Below are 14,857 nucleotides of genomic sequence, written 5' to 3'. Positions count from 1 at the left end.
ACTCACTCCCTGCTGTTTGAAAATATTCCCTCATCCTCCAAAACATACGTATCCGAATCGGCACCTGTGATGAACGGGCTCAAGTCGCCTGCGCTGAAAATACAAAGTGCATGCATGGCCCGCGTGCAAGCCGTGTAGAACAGCTTCCGTTCATTTTCCCTGCCGTACTGCCGCTTTGATCCGTCATAGATGATCACGGCATCGAACTCGACGCCTTTTGCCAGGTAAGAAGGAATGACCAGAACTCCCTTTTCAAAGTCCATCGTGCCTTTGGTGACCAGGTGAATATGATCGATCATCTTTAATGCTTCATAAGCTTCCTTGCTTTCGGCGGCGGTTTTGCAGATCACCGCGATCGTACCGAATGCTTGTCTGCGCAGCTGCCCGATCTTTCCGGCAATTCGCCGGGGGAGGGCGGACGGATCATCGATCCGAATGACCTCGGGCTTTTCCCCTTCCCGGTTAAAAGGAACGATCGGCTCTTGATCCTCCAGCATCCCGCGTGTGAATTCAACAATTTGCCTGGTGGAGCGGTAGCTTCGAGTCAAACGGATGGTTTCGGCATGCTCGCTTCCGAATAGGCCGAGCAGCTTTTGTATGCCTGAACCGTCTGCGGCATGGACGAATATCGCTTGATTCAAATCGCCGAGAACCGTCATTTTGCTTGACGGGAACAATCTTTTCAAAAATTCGAATTGAAACGGCGAATAATCCTGCGCTTCATCAATAAACACATGGCGAATGGACAAATTGGTCTGGAATCCCTCAATCAGCTCCTTGAGAAAAAGATAGGGTGCGGCATCTTCGTAGAAGAGCTGCTTTTGCCTCAGCGCGTTCAGCGTTTGCTCGCAGATTTCCCGCCAATGTTCGGGCAATTCCCCGGAACCGAGCCATTCGGGAATGCGGCTGCCGTTATCGAAAAGCTGCGCATAGACAGAGGGGATGTCGATGAAACGCAGTCTCGCGATTTTTTTCCGCAACGGCTTGAAACGCTCGCGCACGAGAAATCCGGCAAGCAGGTGCTTTTGCTGCATAAAGTCATCAAACGAGACTTTTTTCGTTTTTTGTTTTTTGGTGATGGAAATGAAAGCCCGCTGATAATCTTCAAGATCGAGCAGCTCGATTTCCTCTTCAACCCAAGCTTCGTGCCGCTGCTGCTTTTCCAGCTCGGACAGCTCCTTCAACAGCCATTCGGACAACAGCGCAACTCGTTTGCCTAACGGGATTCCTTCATATGCTGTATAGAATTGCGCAGTCATGCGCCCGGCGGAAACGAGCACCTTGCCGCGGAATTTTAAATCCTTGAAGACCATGCCGGACTGCTCCAGTGATTGCCGGAAACGGTGAATGAGCTCCAGGTAAGTATTCGACGATTTAAAACGGATTCCGCTTAAGCGTGCGTCAAATCCCGGTTTTTCCGGGGAGGTCAGCACGTATTCCATTTGCGAAAACGGATCCTCGATTTCGAATTCTTTGTTAAGGCGATGCTCCAAATAATATTGGAACGTCGTCTGCGTCATGTTCTCCTCGCCCAGTTCGGGCAGGACGGTAGATACATAGCTGTTGAACATCGGATTTGGCGAGAACAAAACAATTTGCTCCGCGCGAAGCGTATTGCGGTACCGATAGAGCAGATAGGCAACGCGCTGAAGCGCTGCCGAGGTTTTTCCGCTGCCCGCTGCGCCTTGCACGATCAGCAGCCGGGAGTGTTCATTGCGGATGATTTGATTTTGCTCTTTCTGTATGGTGGACACAATGCTTTTCATCTGCGCGTTCGAATTCCGGCCGAGCACTTGCTGAAGCAGCTCATCGCCGATTGTGAGGCCGGTGTCGAACAAATATTGAATCCGTCCGTTCCGAATGATGAATTGCCGCTTCATCCCGATTGTGCCGCAAATGGTTTCGCCGTTTGGAATGACATAGGCGGCAGGGCCAGGCGGATAGTCATAATACAGGCCGGAAATTGGCGCCCTCCAGTCGTAGATCAGAAATTGTTCGCCGCTGTCGTCGAGAAATGAGGTGATTCCTATGTATACTTGCTCGGAGGGAGCGTCCCCGGCTTCTTTAAAATCGATTCTGCCGAAATAAGGAGAATCGGTCAGCCGATTCAATTTATTCAGCTGCTGGTGGGAATGCTGATGGCTGCGTTCGCGTTCCGAGAGCACTTCGGCCTGCTGCTTCAAGCTGGCGAAGGTCTCGGAAACTTCATCGGGATGATCAAGATTCACCGTCACATCGTCCCAAAATTCTTTGCGGATTTCGACAACATGCTCTTTAATTGCGCCGGCTTCGCGCTGTATTTTGTTGATCCTGGCTTGAATCTGTCCGACTATATAATCGACCCGCCGTTGTTCCGCCAGAAGCTCGTCATCGATTCTGTTCATGAAGTTCCTCTCCTTTAAAAATGTCGGTATCGAAAAAAGATGGCGTTGACAACATGAAGCTTAAATGATATAATTTAAATTGGATTTTATTGTCCACTTACAGTTAATTTTGAGAACTACTGTTCATTTTATCATTTGCCGTTCCGCATTTCAATCTTATTGTGCCTAGCGAAACGGTTTTCATATCGTGAGTGTTCATCCACCGGCATGCCCAATGCCGGCGGATTTTTTTTGTTTTCCATGGCTATTCATTCACCGGTGAATAGCGTTTATTCTCATTCGAATAAAACGGTCCGGATTCTCCGGCTTGGAGCGCCGATCCGGTTAAGTTCAAATAGGAATGATATTTGCTTATGTAAAACGGAAGGCTGAAAATCCAAATCGGAAAAAGGGGCATGGTCTTCATGTAAACGGATGCTAAATGCATGCAAAGCGTCTTGGGCTTTTTGCGCTCTCCGCATTGTTGTTGATCGCCATTTTGCTTCCGGGTCAGGCACAACCTGCTTATGCCATCCAAAATGCAACCGTCGGCATTTATAACGGAACAGGGACGTGGGCGGACGGCATCACCGCGATCGAAAACTTTTCGGATCACGAGGGAATCGGCTGGACGACCGTATCCGCCAACGATATCAATACCATTTCGAATCTATCCAGCTATATCACCCTTCTCTGGATTCCCGGAGGATACGCTGCGAATTACAATTCAGACATCACAACCAGTGGAGACAGCCATATTCGCAGCTTTGTCAACGGCGGCGGCAAAATCATCGGGACGTGCGCCGGCGAATACTTCCTGGCCGATCGAATTGCGTGGGAAGGCGTCAATTGCAATTACCCGATGAATCTGTTTAAAGGACGGATTAACGGTTCTCTGCACGACATCATTCCATGGGCCGGCTATACCAACACCACGATCGACCTTGACGCCAACAATCCCATCAACAGCGGCTTCCCGAGTTCTTTGACGATGGTTTACTATGGCGGCGGGGATATTTGGCCCTATACAGGCCAAACGGTAAGCTGGGTCGGCAGCTATAATGTCACCAACACCAAAGGGATCGCTGCATTCTCCTACGGTCAAGGAACGGCGCTGATCATGGGACCGCACCCGGAAATTGGCTTGATCAGGATGGAACTTGGAATACGACAGGCGGTGCCAGCGCTCAATGGGCCTGGCTGGCCAGCGCGGTGAATTGGTTGTTGAGTCAGTAAATCGATAAAAACTCTATTCTGCTTTCGGACAATGCGTTATGATGTGAATGAATAGCTGAACAACTACATTGATGAAGCGATCGGAGCCTAGAAGCGAAGACAGCCAAACAAATTCTGAATACACTGCTGCCCTATTTCAAAACATACTTGGCCGGCGGGTTTATTTTCGGATGGTTGAACTGCTTGATTTCCACCGTTTTTATCGTATTTGCTGCTGTTCATATCGAGTTGACCACCCGGATTGCCGGAAAAATGAGTACGGTTTGACCGGCACAACCGGATTAATATACAGCGCAGGAATTGCCCAAGAAGCGGGACGCCTAATCGCGTGCCCGCTTCTTGGGCGTTTGTATCGCCTGTTTGGCATCTATATTGCATGGGTTTTTTGGAGCAGGGCACGGGGTTGTATGGTAAAAAGGGAATCGTGCGCTGAGGAGCGAATAATTACGGAACATGATAGAGACATCATATGAGCAAGCGCAGCCAGTATCCGTTTGTGAAGGTCAACTGCGGGGCGATCCCGGACAACCTGCTGGAAAGCGAATTGTTCGGCTATGAAAAAGGCGCGTTCACCGGCGCGCTGAACAAAGGCAAATCGGGGCTGTTCGAGCTGGCCAATAAAGGCACCTTGTTTCTCGATGAAATTGGCGAACTGCCGTTAAACCTGCAGGTCAAGCTGCTGCAGACGCTTCAGGACCGCAAAATATTCCGCGTCGGCGGCTCGATGCCGATTCCGGTGGATATCAAAATCATCGCGGCTACCAATAAAAACCTCGAGGAGATGGTCGAGAACAATTTATTCCGCGAGGATCTATTATTACCGCCTTGCGGTCATCCTGCTGTTCGTTCCCGCGCTGAAAGAACGTTGATCCAGCTTGGCACCAAGGGCGCCGGAACCCCATCCAAGGGTCCCGTTCCGCAGGGCTTGAGGCCTTCCGATCCGGGTTTGAAAAACTATGAGTACAACATCGAAAAGGCCAAGGAATTATTCAAGCAGGCAGGAGTCGATCCCAAAGGCTTGAAGCTTGAGCTGACGCATGCCGCCGAGAATGAGGTAGAGAAGCGTTTCGCTCCGCTGCTGAAGGAAAGCTTCGCCCAGCTCGGCATCGATCTGGAAGTGAAGCCGATTCTGTGGAATCAGCAGTGGCAGCTGGCCAAAGGCGATCCCAAGAAAGCTCAGGACATTTTCGTACTGCTGTGGTGGCCGAGCTTTTCCGACGGCTACGACAACCTGAAAGGGATGTTCCACTCCGAGGATGCGCCGTCCTTCAATCTGGCTTACTGGTACAACAAAGATTTCGACAAGCTGATTGATGACGCCTATGCGCTTTCCGGAACGGATAAGGCTAAATCGAAGGAGCTTTATCACCAAGCCCAGCAAATGCTGATTGATGAAGCGCCGGCCATGTATTTCTTCGATGCGAAGAAGAACCTGCCGATGAACGCCAACCTTGAAGGAGAAGGAACCAACCCCAATTATGCGAATGTCATCTTCTTCAACCGGTTGAAAACGAAATAAAGGCAGGGTTGGGGGAGAGGAGCCGACAGCTTCTTTCCCCGTCCCTCCCATACAAGGGGATCGACAATGAATACGTTGAGATACACCGGAAAACGTCTTGTTTTAGGGTTGATTGTATTGTTCGGGATTTCGGCGATTACGTTTTTAATCGTCAGGGTCATTCCCTCCGATCCGGCGGCCATTTATCTCGGTCCGCGCGCGAAGCCCGAACAGATTGAACAGCTCACGCGCGAGATGGGCTTGAACAAACCGCTGATCGTGCAGTATGGGGTTTATTTGAAAAATATGATCATGGGCGATTGGGGCGAGTCGCTCCGTACGCATCGTCCGGTCCTGGAGGATATCAAGAGCTTTTTTCCCGTTTCTTTGGAAATTATTCTGCTCTCGCTGATTTTCTCAGGCGGCATCGGATTGCTGTTGGGCGTGCTGTCCGCGCGCTACAAGGGGAAGTGGTTTGATCATCTGACGCGCATGATTTCGATTTTCGGGGTGTCGGTTCCGAGCTTTTGGATCGGTCTCGTGCTGCAGTTCATTTTCTTTTCCAAGCTGGGCTGGCTGCCGATCAACGGGAAGATGTCCATCGAGATGGAAATGGGCAATCCGGTTGCCATGATTACCGGATTTGCGCTGATCGATGCGATGATCACCGGCAATTGGGCGGCTTTCGCACATATGCTTCCCCATTATGTGCTGCCGGTGCTGACACTGTCCTTGTATCCCATCGGCTTGATGACCCGATTGACCCGTTCCAATATGCTTGAAATCCTGAATGCCGATTTTATCCGTTTGGCCCGGTCCAATGGGATTTCCGAATGGAAAATTCTGCTGCACTATGCCTTGAAAAATGTGTTCGGCACGATTTTGACCGTGCTCGGCCTGGTCTTCTCCTATTCATTGTTAGGATCGTTTTTTGTGGAGATTATTTACAACTGGACCGGAATGGGAAGCTATGCCGTCAAATCGATTATCAGCATGGATTATCCCGCGATCATGGGGGTAACCGTATTAATCGCCTTCGTGTACGTGCTGACGAATCTGATTACGGATATTCTCCAAGCGTGGCTGGATCCGCGCATTACCCTGGAGGGGGAGCAAAATTGATAGCTGTTGGCAGAACGAGGACGCAAACTCTCAAAAACCGGATCCGTGTTTTGTCATCCGACAAACTGGGGATTATCGCATTATTGATCATTTTATTGTTTATTTTCGGCGCTATTTTTGCCAAACAGATTTCGCCGTATCCGGAGCAAGGAGCGGGGCAATCGAACATTTCCAATACGCTGGCCGCTCCAAGCGCGGAACATTTGTCCGGTACCGACAGGCAGGGTCGAGACATTCTGAGCCGTATTCTGTTCGGACTGCGGACATCACTGGAAGCCGCTTTTCTCGTGACCGCATTGGCCGTCATGATCGGCGTTCCGCTGGGGGCGATTGCCGGCTTCATCGGCGGGGTCGTCGATGAAGTGATCATGCGCATCACCGATGTGTTTCTTGCGTTTCCGGCTTTGCTTTTGGCCATAGCGCTTGTGGCGGCGCTCGGACCCAGTCTAGGGAATGCCATTTTGGCCATCGCGTTGAGCTGGTGGCCGTGGTACACCCGGATCGTGCGGAGCGTTGCGGTTTCAATGAAAAACGCATTATTTATCGACGCCGCCCGGGTAATCGGCGTCAGCCGGTTCAAAATCATTTTCCGCCACATTATTCCCAATACGCTGACACCGGTGATCGTGCAGGCTTCGATGGATATCGGCAGCGTCATCCTGGCCGAAGCCTCATTAAGCTTCCTCGGCTTTGGCAGATCTGGGGCAACTGGTAAGCGAAGGAAGGTCCTATATTTTGCAGCAGTGGTGGTATTCCGCTTTTCCCGGCCTCGCCATTTTGCTCCTGGTCATGGCGTTCAACATCTTGGGAGATTCGATTCGGGATATGCTTGACCCGAAGTCGGATAGAAGGAGGTAAGGCATGGGAGCCGAACCGATATTGGAGCTTAAGGAGTACACCTTGTTTTTTGAGTCGAACCATGTTCGCTACAGCATTCTCGACGCGATCTCGCTGACTGTAAAGCGCGGCGAGCTGGTCGGGATCGTCGGCGAATCGGGCTGCGGCAAGACCATGCTCGGCAACAGCATCAGCGGTCTATTGCCTGACAATGTCAAAGGCATTCAGGGGCAAATGCGTTTCTTCGGCGTGGACCTGCTCTCCCTTTCAGCCAAGAAGCGGAACAAATATAAAGGGAGCAAAATTTCGATGGTTTTTCAAAATCCGAATACATCCTTGAACCCTGTCATTTCGATCGGCAGGCAAATGACCGATGTGATCCGCCAACACCAGCCGGTTCATCGTTCTCAAGCCAAATCAATCGCCTTGAAATGGATGTCGGAGGTCGGCCTGCCCGATCCCGAAGAGGTGTTTCGTTCCTATCCGCATCAATTGAGCGGCGGGATGAAGCAGCGGGTGGTGATTGCGATGGCTCTGTCCTGCAATGCGGAATTGATCATCGCGGACGAGCCGACCACCGCGCTGGACGTAACGACGCAATATCAGATTCTGCAATTGATCCAAAAGCTGCAGAAGGAGCATCGCGTAACGTTTCTGCTCATTACCCACGACATGGGCGTCGCCTCTTATTTATGCGATCGTCTGGCCGTGATGTACGGTGGCAGGATTATCGAAGCGGGCCCGACCGGGCTTGTGCTGAAGCAGCCCGTGCATCCCTATACGCAAGGTCTGTTGAAATGTCTTCCCGGACAGGGGAAAACGGTCGAGGATTTGTACACGATACCTGGGGTGGTTCCTTCACCGGTCGATTTTCCCGAGGGCTGCCGCTTCTCAACCCGGTGCGAATACAGAAATTCAAAGTGCAGCGAGCAAAAACCGCCATGGCAGACCGATGATGAGCATCCGGGACAGTGGTACGCATGCCATTATCCCGCGGGAGGGGAGGAGAAGAGCATTGCAGCACCATTCGGTTGAGACGGCTTGCGTTCCCCCCGTGCTTGAGCTGTTGTCGGTGGAAAAAACGTTCGCCCGAAAGCGCATGTTCGGGAAATCCGTTGGAAAGCAAGTGCTGCGCGGGGTGTCCTTCTCCGTTCATAAAGGGGAGACGCTTGCGCTTGTCGGAGGCTCCGGCAGCGGAAAAAGCACGACAGCCCGGTTGATTCTTGGCTTGGACCGCATCAGCGGCGGAGAAATCCGATACAAGGGGCACGACATACAGAAGCTTTCAAACAAAGAAAGACGGCGGCTATGCAAGGAACTGCAGGTGGTTTTCCAGGATCCGACCGGGTCGGTCAATCCGCGGATGAATGTGCTCAGGATTGTCTCGGAGCCGCTCTTGGCGAACGGATACCGTAAAGAAGATGCGGTCGGAAGGGTTGAAGAGGTTCTCGAAATGGTCGGTCTCAATGCCTCGGATATGTATAAATATCCGCACCAGTTCAGCGGAGGGCAGCTGCAGCGGATCGGGATTGCCAGAGCGATTGCGCTGAATCCGGAATTGATCATCCTGGATGAACCGACTTCGGCGCTGGATGTGTCGGTGCAGGCGAGGATCTTGAAATTGTTGAAGCATCTCCAGGCGGATTTGGGCTTGACGTATTTGTTCATCACGCACGATTTGAATGTGGTGCAGAGCTTTGCCGATCGGGTTCTGATCATGTCGCAGGGCGAAATCGTGGAAAGCGGGACGGTCAGCCATATTTTTGATCATTCGCAGCACCCTTATACCAAGCTGCTATTGGATTCGAATCTGTTTGAAAAAATTTCACTTTAGAACGCAATCGAACACTCAAAGAAAGGAAACGTCATGAAGAATAAATTGAAAATCGCATTGGCTCAGCTGGACTGCCGGGAAGGGAACAAGGAAGCCAACCTGCAAAAGATCGAATGGTCGATTGAACAAGCGCATGTTCAACAAGCGGATATTTTGGTCATTCCGGAAATGATGCTTACCGGATTTTTGCCGAGGGAGGAAATGCTGAAACTGGCGGAGACGAGAGAAGGAAGCAGCATGAGGAGAATTCAGGAGCAAATCCGGAGGTTTCCGGTTTCCATGATCTACACCTTTTTTGGAATACGTCTCCGAGCAGCTGATTTATAATACAACCTGTTTTATCGATAAGACGGGAAAGCCGCTGGAATATTACAGAAAGATTCATTTGTTCGAAGGCGAATGCGCGATCTTCAATCGCGGCAATGAATGATCCTCCTTCGTTGCGGAGGGCGCCAAAATCGGTTTGCTGACCTGCTTTGACATCGAATTTCCTGAAACCGCGCGGGTGCTGGCTTTGCGGGGAGTCAAGCTGATTCTTGTCAATTCCGCGAATATGTCGCCGTATGAGTCCTTTCATGACATGGAGGGAACCGCATGGAGATGCAAATTGTCAGCCCGGTGTCGGGTGTATTGGAAGAGAATTACATGCGCGAATCCGAGTTTGTTATCTTAGATCAGTCCATCGGGATCGTCAGAGCTGAGGACGACAAGCTCAGCCTGATCCAATGCCACTATGAGGGAAGGATCAAAAAAGTGCTTGTGGCCAAGGGAGAAACTGCGGCTGAAGGGATGATTTTGGCGATTATCGAGGTTGCGTAAGGGACGGGAGTAAGCTTAGGCAGGCTTACTCTTTTTCTTCATTGGCGCCATCTGGAGAGGGGAAGCGGATTGGATCGATTGAACTTACCTCCAAGACGGTTTTCGGCAGGAGTCCGCAGGTTTCTGACGACTGAAGCTTTGTATGGAACGGCGATCGGCATGTATACGATGGTGTTGAATCTGCACCTGCTTGCGCAGCATATAATGCCGGACGATATCGGCAGTCTGGCTTCGCTCGGGATTTTGATTATGGGCGCCGGGGCCTTGCCCGCCAGTATGCTTGCCAATCGGATCGGCCGGAAGACGGTGCTGGTCTCCGCGATTTTCCGCCGCAGTGGATTACCGCCTGCCCTTTTTGGCAACGAGAGTCGTACTGCTGGCAGCGCTTGTTTATTTTTGGGCTGTTGAGAAAGATTGAGCAAATCGAGCTGGAATCGATATTGGAAAGGCTTGAATGAGGACGGTGTGATTCGTCCAAGCAAATTTATTTATCCTCGCGTATGCTGTCATAAGCAATCAACATGATCAGCAGCAAAATTGGGAGGGTATAACATGCAGATTTTGGCTCAATATCCGATTGAAGTCTCTACGGCTCAGGCGTTTGTAGGGCGGCCATTGGGGGTCTTGCTGCCGGATGGGGACTTTATGGTCGGGGTTATGGACCGGATTTATGATGGAAATATCGTAATGCGGCCCTTGGATGGCGGAGTGGCCGTTTCACAAAGCATGAAGAAAGCAATCAAGGGAAATCCGCATGTCCAGGCATTGTTGAAAAAGTCGGAGCAGTGGAAAAGGGAAGGACGGCTTCAAGCGAATACGAAGGCATGGGCGGGGGCCGGCGCCGCTGCGGGAGCCGGATTCTATCCCTTTGGCTGGGGCTTTGGCAACTGGGGTTGGGGTTTCGGTTGGTGGTGGATCTTCCCGCTCTTATTCGCTCTGGCCTTTTTTGCATGGCCGTTCTTCTGGTAAAAGAATGTGGGATACGCGGTTTCTCTTCTCTGTTTTCAAGGGAGGTGATGGGAGATGGAACCGATGGTTTCATGGAATGAAAACATTTTGAAACCTATGCTTGGACATACAATATGCGCCGTTCTGAAGGACGGAAGCTTCTATATGGGCAGCGTCCGTGTGGTGGAGGACGGATATTTGGTGCTCGACGGATTCAAAGGGAACGGCAGTGTATCCGCCAATCCGCGGACAGGAACAGCGCAGATTTCCGGCATGCTTGGTTCGCTGTTTGGCGGCGGCGGGATGCCGAATCTTGGATCAATGATGGGCGGCGGGATGATGCCGAATCTTGGATCAATGATGGGCGGCGGCTTCCCCGGAATGGGCATGGGCGGCATGGGAGGAACGCCGGGCATGGTCGGCGGAACCGGCATGGGCTCTGGAGGCGCCGCCGGCGGCAGAGGCGGCGGCATGTTCGGATCATTTGGGAGAGGCTTGAAGATTGGCTGGAATGTTTTGTCGTTCATCATGCCTATGATGGGCTTTAAAATCTAAGTAAGATTGCGGGACTCCCCCGAAAAAGAGAATGTAGATTATTTTTTGGATTCCACTTATAATATATGATATATTTTTAGAGCTGGGAGTGCTGAATCCTTGAAAGTTTTTCAAACTAAAAAAGACATGGTCTATTCCGGAATTAAAGATAATATTTTATCCGGCGTTTTGCGTCCGGGAGATCGTCTTCATATCCAAGCGCTGGCCAAAGAATTTTCAACCAGCGAAATTCCCGTCAGAGAAGCCATACAGGCACTGGAGAGCGAAAAGCTGGTTCAGGTTACGCCGCATACCGGAGCGATGGTGGCCCAGGTTTCGGCAAGAGACTTGGATGAAATTTTGGAATTGCGGATTTATTTTGAAGCGCTGGCCACCTATTTGGCCGCACCGTTCATCACGGAGGATGACGCGAAAGAGCTGGAAAAAAATTTGCGGAAGCAGGCGTTTGCCATTGAATATAATGAGCTGGAGGACTTCGGGGAACTGAATTTGCAGTTCCATAAGCTGATTTATCAAAAGAACCCGAATTCCCGTTTGAACGACATCATCTTCAACCTCTGGGACCATTCCAAGCGATACCGCAACGTGTTCCAGAACAATTTGGAATTCACCAAACAATCCTATGACCAGCATCTCGAAATTCTCTCGATCATCAAGCAAAAGGACGCGGAAAAAGCCAGGGAGCTTATGGAGCAGCATAAAATCCGCTCTTCGGCTGAAATCAAGAGCAAATGGAAACGGGATTTTGAGTGAATAATTTGCAAACAGACCTTCAATTCCGCTTCCTGCGGTTTTGAAGGTCTGTTTGACCACATAGATATTTTTTAAGCTTAAGGCAGTACCGGGGTGAACTCGCCGGTGACCTCCTGATGGCCGTTGTTGGGCTCGTATGCTTCTTGGCGCTGGTAGTTCATTTTCTCCATAATCGGCAGGTCGCTTGTGGAGAACAGCAGCGCATCCTCTGAGGAGGTATTGACATGCTCGTGCCAAGCCCAGTTCGGCACCACGAAATAGTCTCCCTTGGACCAGTCGAACCGCACTCCGTTGATAATCGTATAACCCGATCCCCGGAAGACGTGGTAAATCGTTGAACTGGTATGGCGATGCGCCTTCGAACGGAAGCCCCCCGGCAGGAGCTGCATCCATGCCGCAATGTTGGGGTTTGCTGTAAGTCCATTGGACGGATTGATATATTCCACCGCATATCCGTCAAAAGGATCGGGATCGAAACGGCGCAGGCCTTCGAGGGCCGCTTGGGTTCTGGCCCATTTGTAAGCGCCCAAAGGAGCGATGCTCGGAACGCGGTCGCCGATCGGGCGAACCATCCCGCCTCCATATTTCTGCGCGGAATAATTGTCAGGGATCGACGGTTTCTCGATGCGATCCGGATAAGGCTCGAAGAACGTGCCCCCTACGCTGTATGCAAAAGGAATATCGAGGCAGTCCATCCAAATCATCGGCTCCTGTCCGAGATGCTCGTGACCGTGCCACAGCCCCATCGGCGTAATCAGGTAGTCGCCTTCCTCCATGAAAATCCGTTCGCCCTGCACGATGGTGTAGGCGCCTTCGCCGTGTGTGATAAAGCGCAGCGCATTCTGCGTGTGGCGATGGGAGGGGGCGATTTCGCCCTGCTGGATTAACTGCACGGCGGCATAGAGCGTCTGCGTCGTGGACGCCCATCCCCATGGCTGACGGCTGTATAGCCCAGGGTTTTGCAGATAGATGGCCCGGCGTTCGCCGCCGCGGTCAGGGGTGAAGATGCTTGTAGCTTCCTTCAGCTTGGCGTTGATGCTCTGCCATTTCCACAAATACGGTACGGCCTGAGGCTTCGGCTGGTGCGGCATCAGCTGGGGGATGGCATTCCAAAGCGGTCCCAGATGGAATCTTTCCAGCTCTTTGTTGAAATCCTTAACTTCTTGGCTGTCAAAAAAGGAATTTGCTTCAGCCATTTCAATACCTCCTCTTATATATAATATAATAGAACAGGCTCAATGAAATGCCGGATCAGCCGCGGTCCTTATACAGCTGGATATCCCGATCGATCTGCTGGTTGTGGTTGGTCAGATGCTGGACCAGGAAGTGGTCGATCAGGAACGTCATCGGTTTAACGCCGAATTTCGGGTTGCGGTGCGGCGATTCGATGTCCAGATCTGCATCGCTCATCGAAGAGAATGCGGAATTGACGATCTGTTTGGAGGCTTCAATTCCTTGAAGCACCTCGGCGACAGAACGGGAATCCGCTGCTGCGACCGCCTCCAGCCGCGCAGGATGATCCAGGCCTCGGCCCCAGGAGGCGCCGGGCGATTTGACGACATTGCTCAATTCATTCAGCCAGTAGGGGATAATTTCTTCAACGTGGCAGAGGATCTCCATAATTGACCAGACATTGTCGGCCGGCTTCCAGCGAATCGTCGCCTCATTTAACTGACGCGCTTTTTGCAGGGTGATATCGATTTGTTCGTTAATCTGTTCCATGTAGGCGGTTGTTCTGCTCATTTTTGACTGTTCCCTCCCATTTCTTACCACATAAGAATTTATAAGTTTTCGATCATTTAGAAAGGCAAATTATTATTGGCATAAAAACCCACCTCTAAAAGCGGTCACTCATCATTGAATTGGCCTCGGTAGAGGTTTTTTTATTGTGCCGTTCTTACGGTATTTTCCAGTGCGCCGATTCGTTCGATTTCCACGCGGACGACATCGCCGTCTTTCAGGAATACTTGCGGATCGCGGGCTACGCCTACGCCTCCGGGAGTTCCCGTGCAGATGACGTCCCCCGGTTCAAGGGTCATGATGCCGGAAAGGAATTCAACCAGGAAGTTGACGTTGAAAACGAGATTCTTCGTATTGGAACGCTGGCGCTCCTCGCCGTTTACGGTCAGAAAAATTTCCAGCTCATGGGGATTTTTGAGCTCGTCGCGAGTAACCAGCCACGGACCCATCGGCGCGCTTCCGTCTACTGTTTTGCCTTGCAGCCACTGAATGGTGCGGCGCTGCAGGTCGCGGTAAGAGACGTCGTTGACGATGGTATAGCCGGCCACGTAATCCAAGGCTTCAGCCTGCTTGACATTTCGCGCGCGCTTGCCCATGACAAAGGTAAACTCCGCTTCATAGTCCAACTGCTGTGTAATGGGGTAATAGGGGATCGGATCTTCGGGACCGATTACCGTGTTCGCAAACTTGGCGAAGATGACCGGATGCTCGGGCAGCTCCCGCTTCATCTCGAGAATATGCTCCCGGTAATTGTGTCCGACACAGATGATTTTCCCCGGCTTCGGAACGGGCGCCGCCAATTTGACCTCGGATCGGGCATAGACCGCTTTTGGTTCTCCGTTGGAATTTTCGTTCTGCAGCACAAACTTTGCCGCTTCGCGAGCCATTTCCAGGCTTTCGTCTCCTCCCTGCAGCAGTTCGGTCATATCGGCCGGCACATGGGCATCTGCAATTTGCGCCGCTCTTAGCTTTCCTTGCGATTCCAGCATTTTGCGGCATGCCAGATTGAGATCAATGACTTGATCCTCATGGATGCAGCCGGCGCGAACGGCTCCGTGTGCGTAAAAACTGATCAACTTCATATTATGTGTTCTCCCTTCAAAGATTAAGTAGCATATTCAATTTTTTCCGTTTTTAAAATATAATATATTA

The 14,857-nt window shown here is 51.3% G+C and carries 16 protein-coding genes and 2 pseudogenes; 14 read left to right on the top strand and 4 right to left on the bottom strand.

All coding sequences use genetic code 11. The annotated features are described in order from the left end of the window. Positions 1-2: 2 nt before the first annotated feature. Positions 3-2,384 carry an RNA polymerase recycling motor HelD gene (gene helD, locus VF724_RS07725; RefSeq protein WP_371753655.1) on the bottom strand — a complete coding sequence of 794 codons (2,382 nt, stop codon included), beginning with the start codon at positions 2,382-2,384 and terminating at the stop codon, positions 3-5. A gap of 421 nt (positions 2,385-2,805) precedes the next feature. Here helD and VF724_RS07720 point away from each other — a divergent pair, with 421 nt between their 5' ends. From VF724_RS07720 to VF724_RS07655, 14 genes and pseudogenes are all read left to right on the top strand, one after another. Next, positions 2,806-3,579: a BPL-N domain-containing protein gene (locus VF724_RS07720; protein WP_371753654.1), complete on the top strand. Its 774-nt coding sequence runs from the start codon at positions 2,806-2,808 to the stop codon at positions 3,577-3,579. A 483-nt stretch (positions 3,580-4,062) separates the two neighbouring features. Continuing rightward, positions 4,063-4,465: pseudogene (locus VF724_RS07715) on the top strand (sigma 54-interacting transcriptional regulator); the annotation flags it as partial. After that, positions 4,465-5,118 (top strand): ABC transporter substrate-binding protein, encoded by a 654-nt coding sequence (locus VF724_RS07710; protein ID WP_371753653.1) that lies wholly within the window; start codon positions 4,465-4,467, stop codon positions 5,116-5,118. The pseudogene VF724_RS07715 and the gene VF724_RS07710, both read left to right, overlap by 1 nt. Positions 5,119-5,184: 66 nt before the next feature. After that, positions 5,185-6,219 (top strand): ABC transporter permease, encoded by a 1,035-nt coding sequence (locus VF724_RS07705; protein ID WP_371753652.1) that lies wholly within the window; start codon positions 5,185-5,187, stop codon positions 6,217-6,219. Next, the gene (locus VF724_RS07700) at positions 6,216-7,052 is read left to right on the top strand and encodes an ABC transporter permease (protein WP_371753651.1); all 837 of its coding nucleotides are present in this window, start codon (positions 6,216-6,218) and stop codon (positions 7,050-7,052) included. Before VF724_RS07705 ends, VF724_RS07700 begins: the two co-directional genes overlap by 4 nt. 28 nt (positions 7,053-7,080) lie before the next feature. Then, the gene (locus VF724_RS07695) at positions 7,081-8,091 is read left to right on the top strand and encodes an ABC transporter ATP-binding protein (protein WP_371753650.1); all 1,011 of its coding nucleotides are present in this window, start codon (positions 7,081-7,083) and stop codon (positions 8,089-8,091) included. After that, entirely contained in the window at positions 8,072-8,890 is an 819-nt protein-coding gene (locus VF724_RS07690; protein ID WP_371753649.1) for an ABC transporter ATP-binding protein, read from the top strand. Before VF724_RS07695 ends, VF724_RS07690 begins: the two co-directional genes overlap by 20 nt. Before the next feature lie 33 nt (positions 8,891-8,923). After that, positions 8,924-9,217, top strand: coding sequence for a nitrilase-related carbon-nitrogen hydrolase (locus VF724_RS07685; RefSeq protein WP_371753648.1), 294 nt, complete (start codon positions 8,924-8,926; stop codon positions 9,215-9,217). Then, a pseudogene (locus tag VF724_RS07680) lies at positions 9,186-9,563 on the top strand (nitrilase-related carbon-nitrogen hydrolase). Before VF724_RS07685 ends, VF724_RS07680 begins: the two are co-directional and overlap by 32 nt. Further along, a complete protein-coding gene (locus tag VF724_RS07675; RefSeq protein WP_371753697.1) occupies positions 9,485-9,709 on the top strand; it encodes a hypothetical protein in 225 nt (74 codons plus the stop codon). Before VF724_RS07680 ends, VF724_RS07675 begins: the two are co-directional and overlap by 79 nt. 69 nt (positions 9,710-9,778) lie before the next feature. After that, positions 9,779-10,117, top strand: a complete 339-nt coding sequence (locus tag VF724_RS07670) for a hypothetical protein (protein WP_371753647.1) — start codon at positions 9,779-9,781, stop codon at positions 10,115-10,117. Positions 10,118-10,261: 144 nt separating this feature from the next. Further along, complete coding sequence (locus VF724_RS07665; protein WP_371753646.1) at positions 10,262-10,678, top strand: hypothetical protein; 417 nt, start codon at positions 10,262-10,264, stop codon at positions 10,676-10,678. 54 nt (positions 10,679-10,732) lie between these two features. Beyond that, entirely contained in the window at positions 10,733-11,212 is a 480-nt protein-coding gene (locus tag VF724_RS07660; protein WP_371753645.1) for a hypothetical protein, read from the top strand. Between the two features lie 99 nt (positions 11,213-11,311). After that, complete coding sequence (locus VF724_RS07655) at positions 11,312-11,965, top strand: GntR family transcriptional regulator (RefSeq protein ID WP_371753644.1); 654 nt, start codon at positions 11,312-11,314, stop codon at positions 11,963-11,965. Positions 11,966-12,042: 77 nt separating this feature from the next. On the opposite strand, the gene VF724_RS07650 is transcribed toward VF724_RS07655, so the two are convergent. From VF724_RS07650 to VF724_RS07640, 3 genes are all read right to left on the bottom strand, one after another. After that, entirely contained in the window at positions 12,043-13,161 is a 1,119-nt protein-coding gene (locus tag VF724_RS07650) for a cupin domain-containing protein (RefSeq protein WP_371753643.1), read from the bottom strand. Between the two features lie 55 nt (positions 13,162-13,216). Beyond that, positions 13,217-13,708, bottom strand: coding sequence for a DinB family protein (locus VF724_RS07645; protein WP_371753642.1), 492 nt, complete (start codon positions 13,706-13,708; stop codon positions 13,217-13,219). A 140-nt stretch (positions 13,709-13,848) separates the two neighbouring features. Further along, a complete protein-coding gene (locus tag VF724_RS07640) occupies positions 13,849-14,787 on the bottom strand; it encodes a fumarylacetoacetate hydrolase family protein (protein ID WP_371753641.1) in 939 nt (312 codons plus the stop codon). Positions 14,788-14,857: the final 70 nt, after the last annotated feature.

Source organism: Ferviditalea candida, assembly GCF_035282765.1.
GTDB lineage: Bacteria > Bacillota > Bacilli > Paenibacillales > KCTC-25726 > Ferviditalea > Ferviditalea candida.
The sequence above is the reverse complement of the archived record's forward strand: the minus strand, read 5'-3'. Positions and strand labels throughout refer to the sequence as shown.

Excerpts from the sequence above, each read along its gene's own strand:
- helD (WP_371753655.1), bottom strand. The coding sequence starts at position 2,384 with ATGAACAGAATCGATGACGAGCTTCTGGCGGAACAACGGCGGGTCGAT.
- VF724_RS07720 (WP_371753654.1), top strand. The coding sequence starts at position 2,806 with ATGCATGCAAAGCGTCTTGGGCTTTTTGCGCTCTCCGCATTGTTGTTG.
- VF724_RS07705 (WP_371753652.1), top strand. The coding sequence starts at position 5,185 with ATGAATACGTTGAGATACACCGGAAAACGTCTTGTTTTAGGGTTGATT.
- VF724_RS07695 (WP_371753650.1), top strand. The coding sequence starts at position 7,081 with ATGGGAGCCGAACCGATATTGGAGCTTAAGGAGTACACCTTGTTTTTT.
- VF724_RS07685 (WP_371753648.1), top strand. The coding sequence starts at position 8,924 with ATGAAGAATAAATTGAAAATCGCATTGGCTCAGCTGGACTGCCGGGAA.
- VF724_RS07675 (WP_371753697.1), top strand. The coding sequence starts at position 9,485 with ATGGAGATGCAAATTGTCAGCCCGGTGTCGGGTGTATTGGAAGAGAAT.
- VF724_RS07665 (WP_371753646.1), top strand. The coding sequence starts at position 10,262 with ATGCAGATTTTGGCTCAATATCCGATTGAAGTCTCTACGGCTCAGGCG.
- VF724_RS07660 (WP_371753645.1), top strand. The coding sequence starts at position 10,733 with ATGGAACCGATGGTTTCATGGAATGAAAACATTTTGAAACCTATGCTT.
- VF724_RS07650 (WP_371753643.1), bottom strand. The coding sequence starts at position 13,161 with ATGGCTGAAGCAAATTCCTTTTTTGACAGCCAAGAAGTTAAGGATTTC.
- VF724_RS07645 (WP_371753642.1), bottom strand. The coding sequence starts at position 13,708 with ATGAGCAGAACAACCGCCTACATGGAACAGATTAACGAACAAATCGAT.
- VF724_RS07640 (WP_371753641.1), bottom strand. The coding sequence starts at position 14,787 with ATGAAGTTGATCAGTTTTTACGCACACGGAGCCGTTCGCGCCGGCTGC.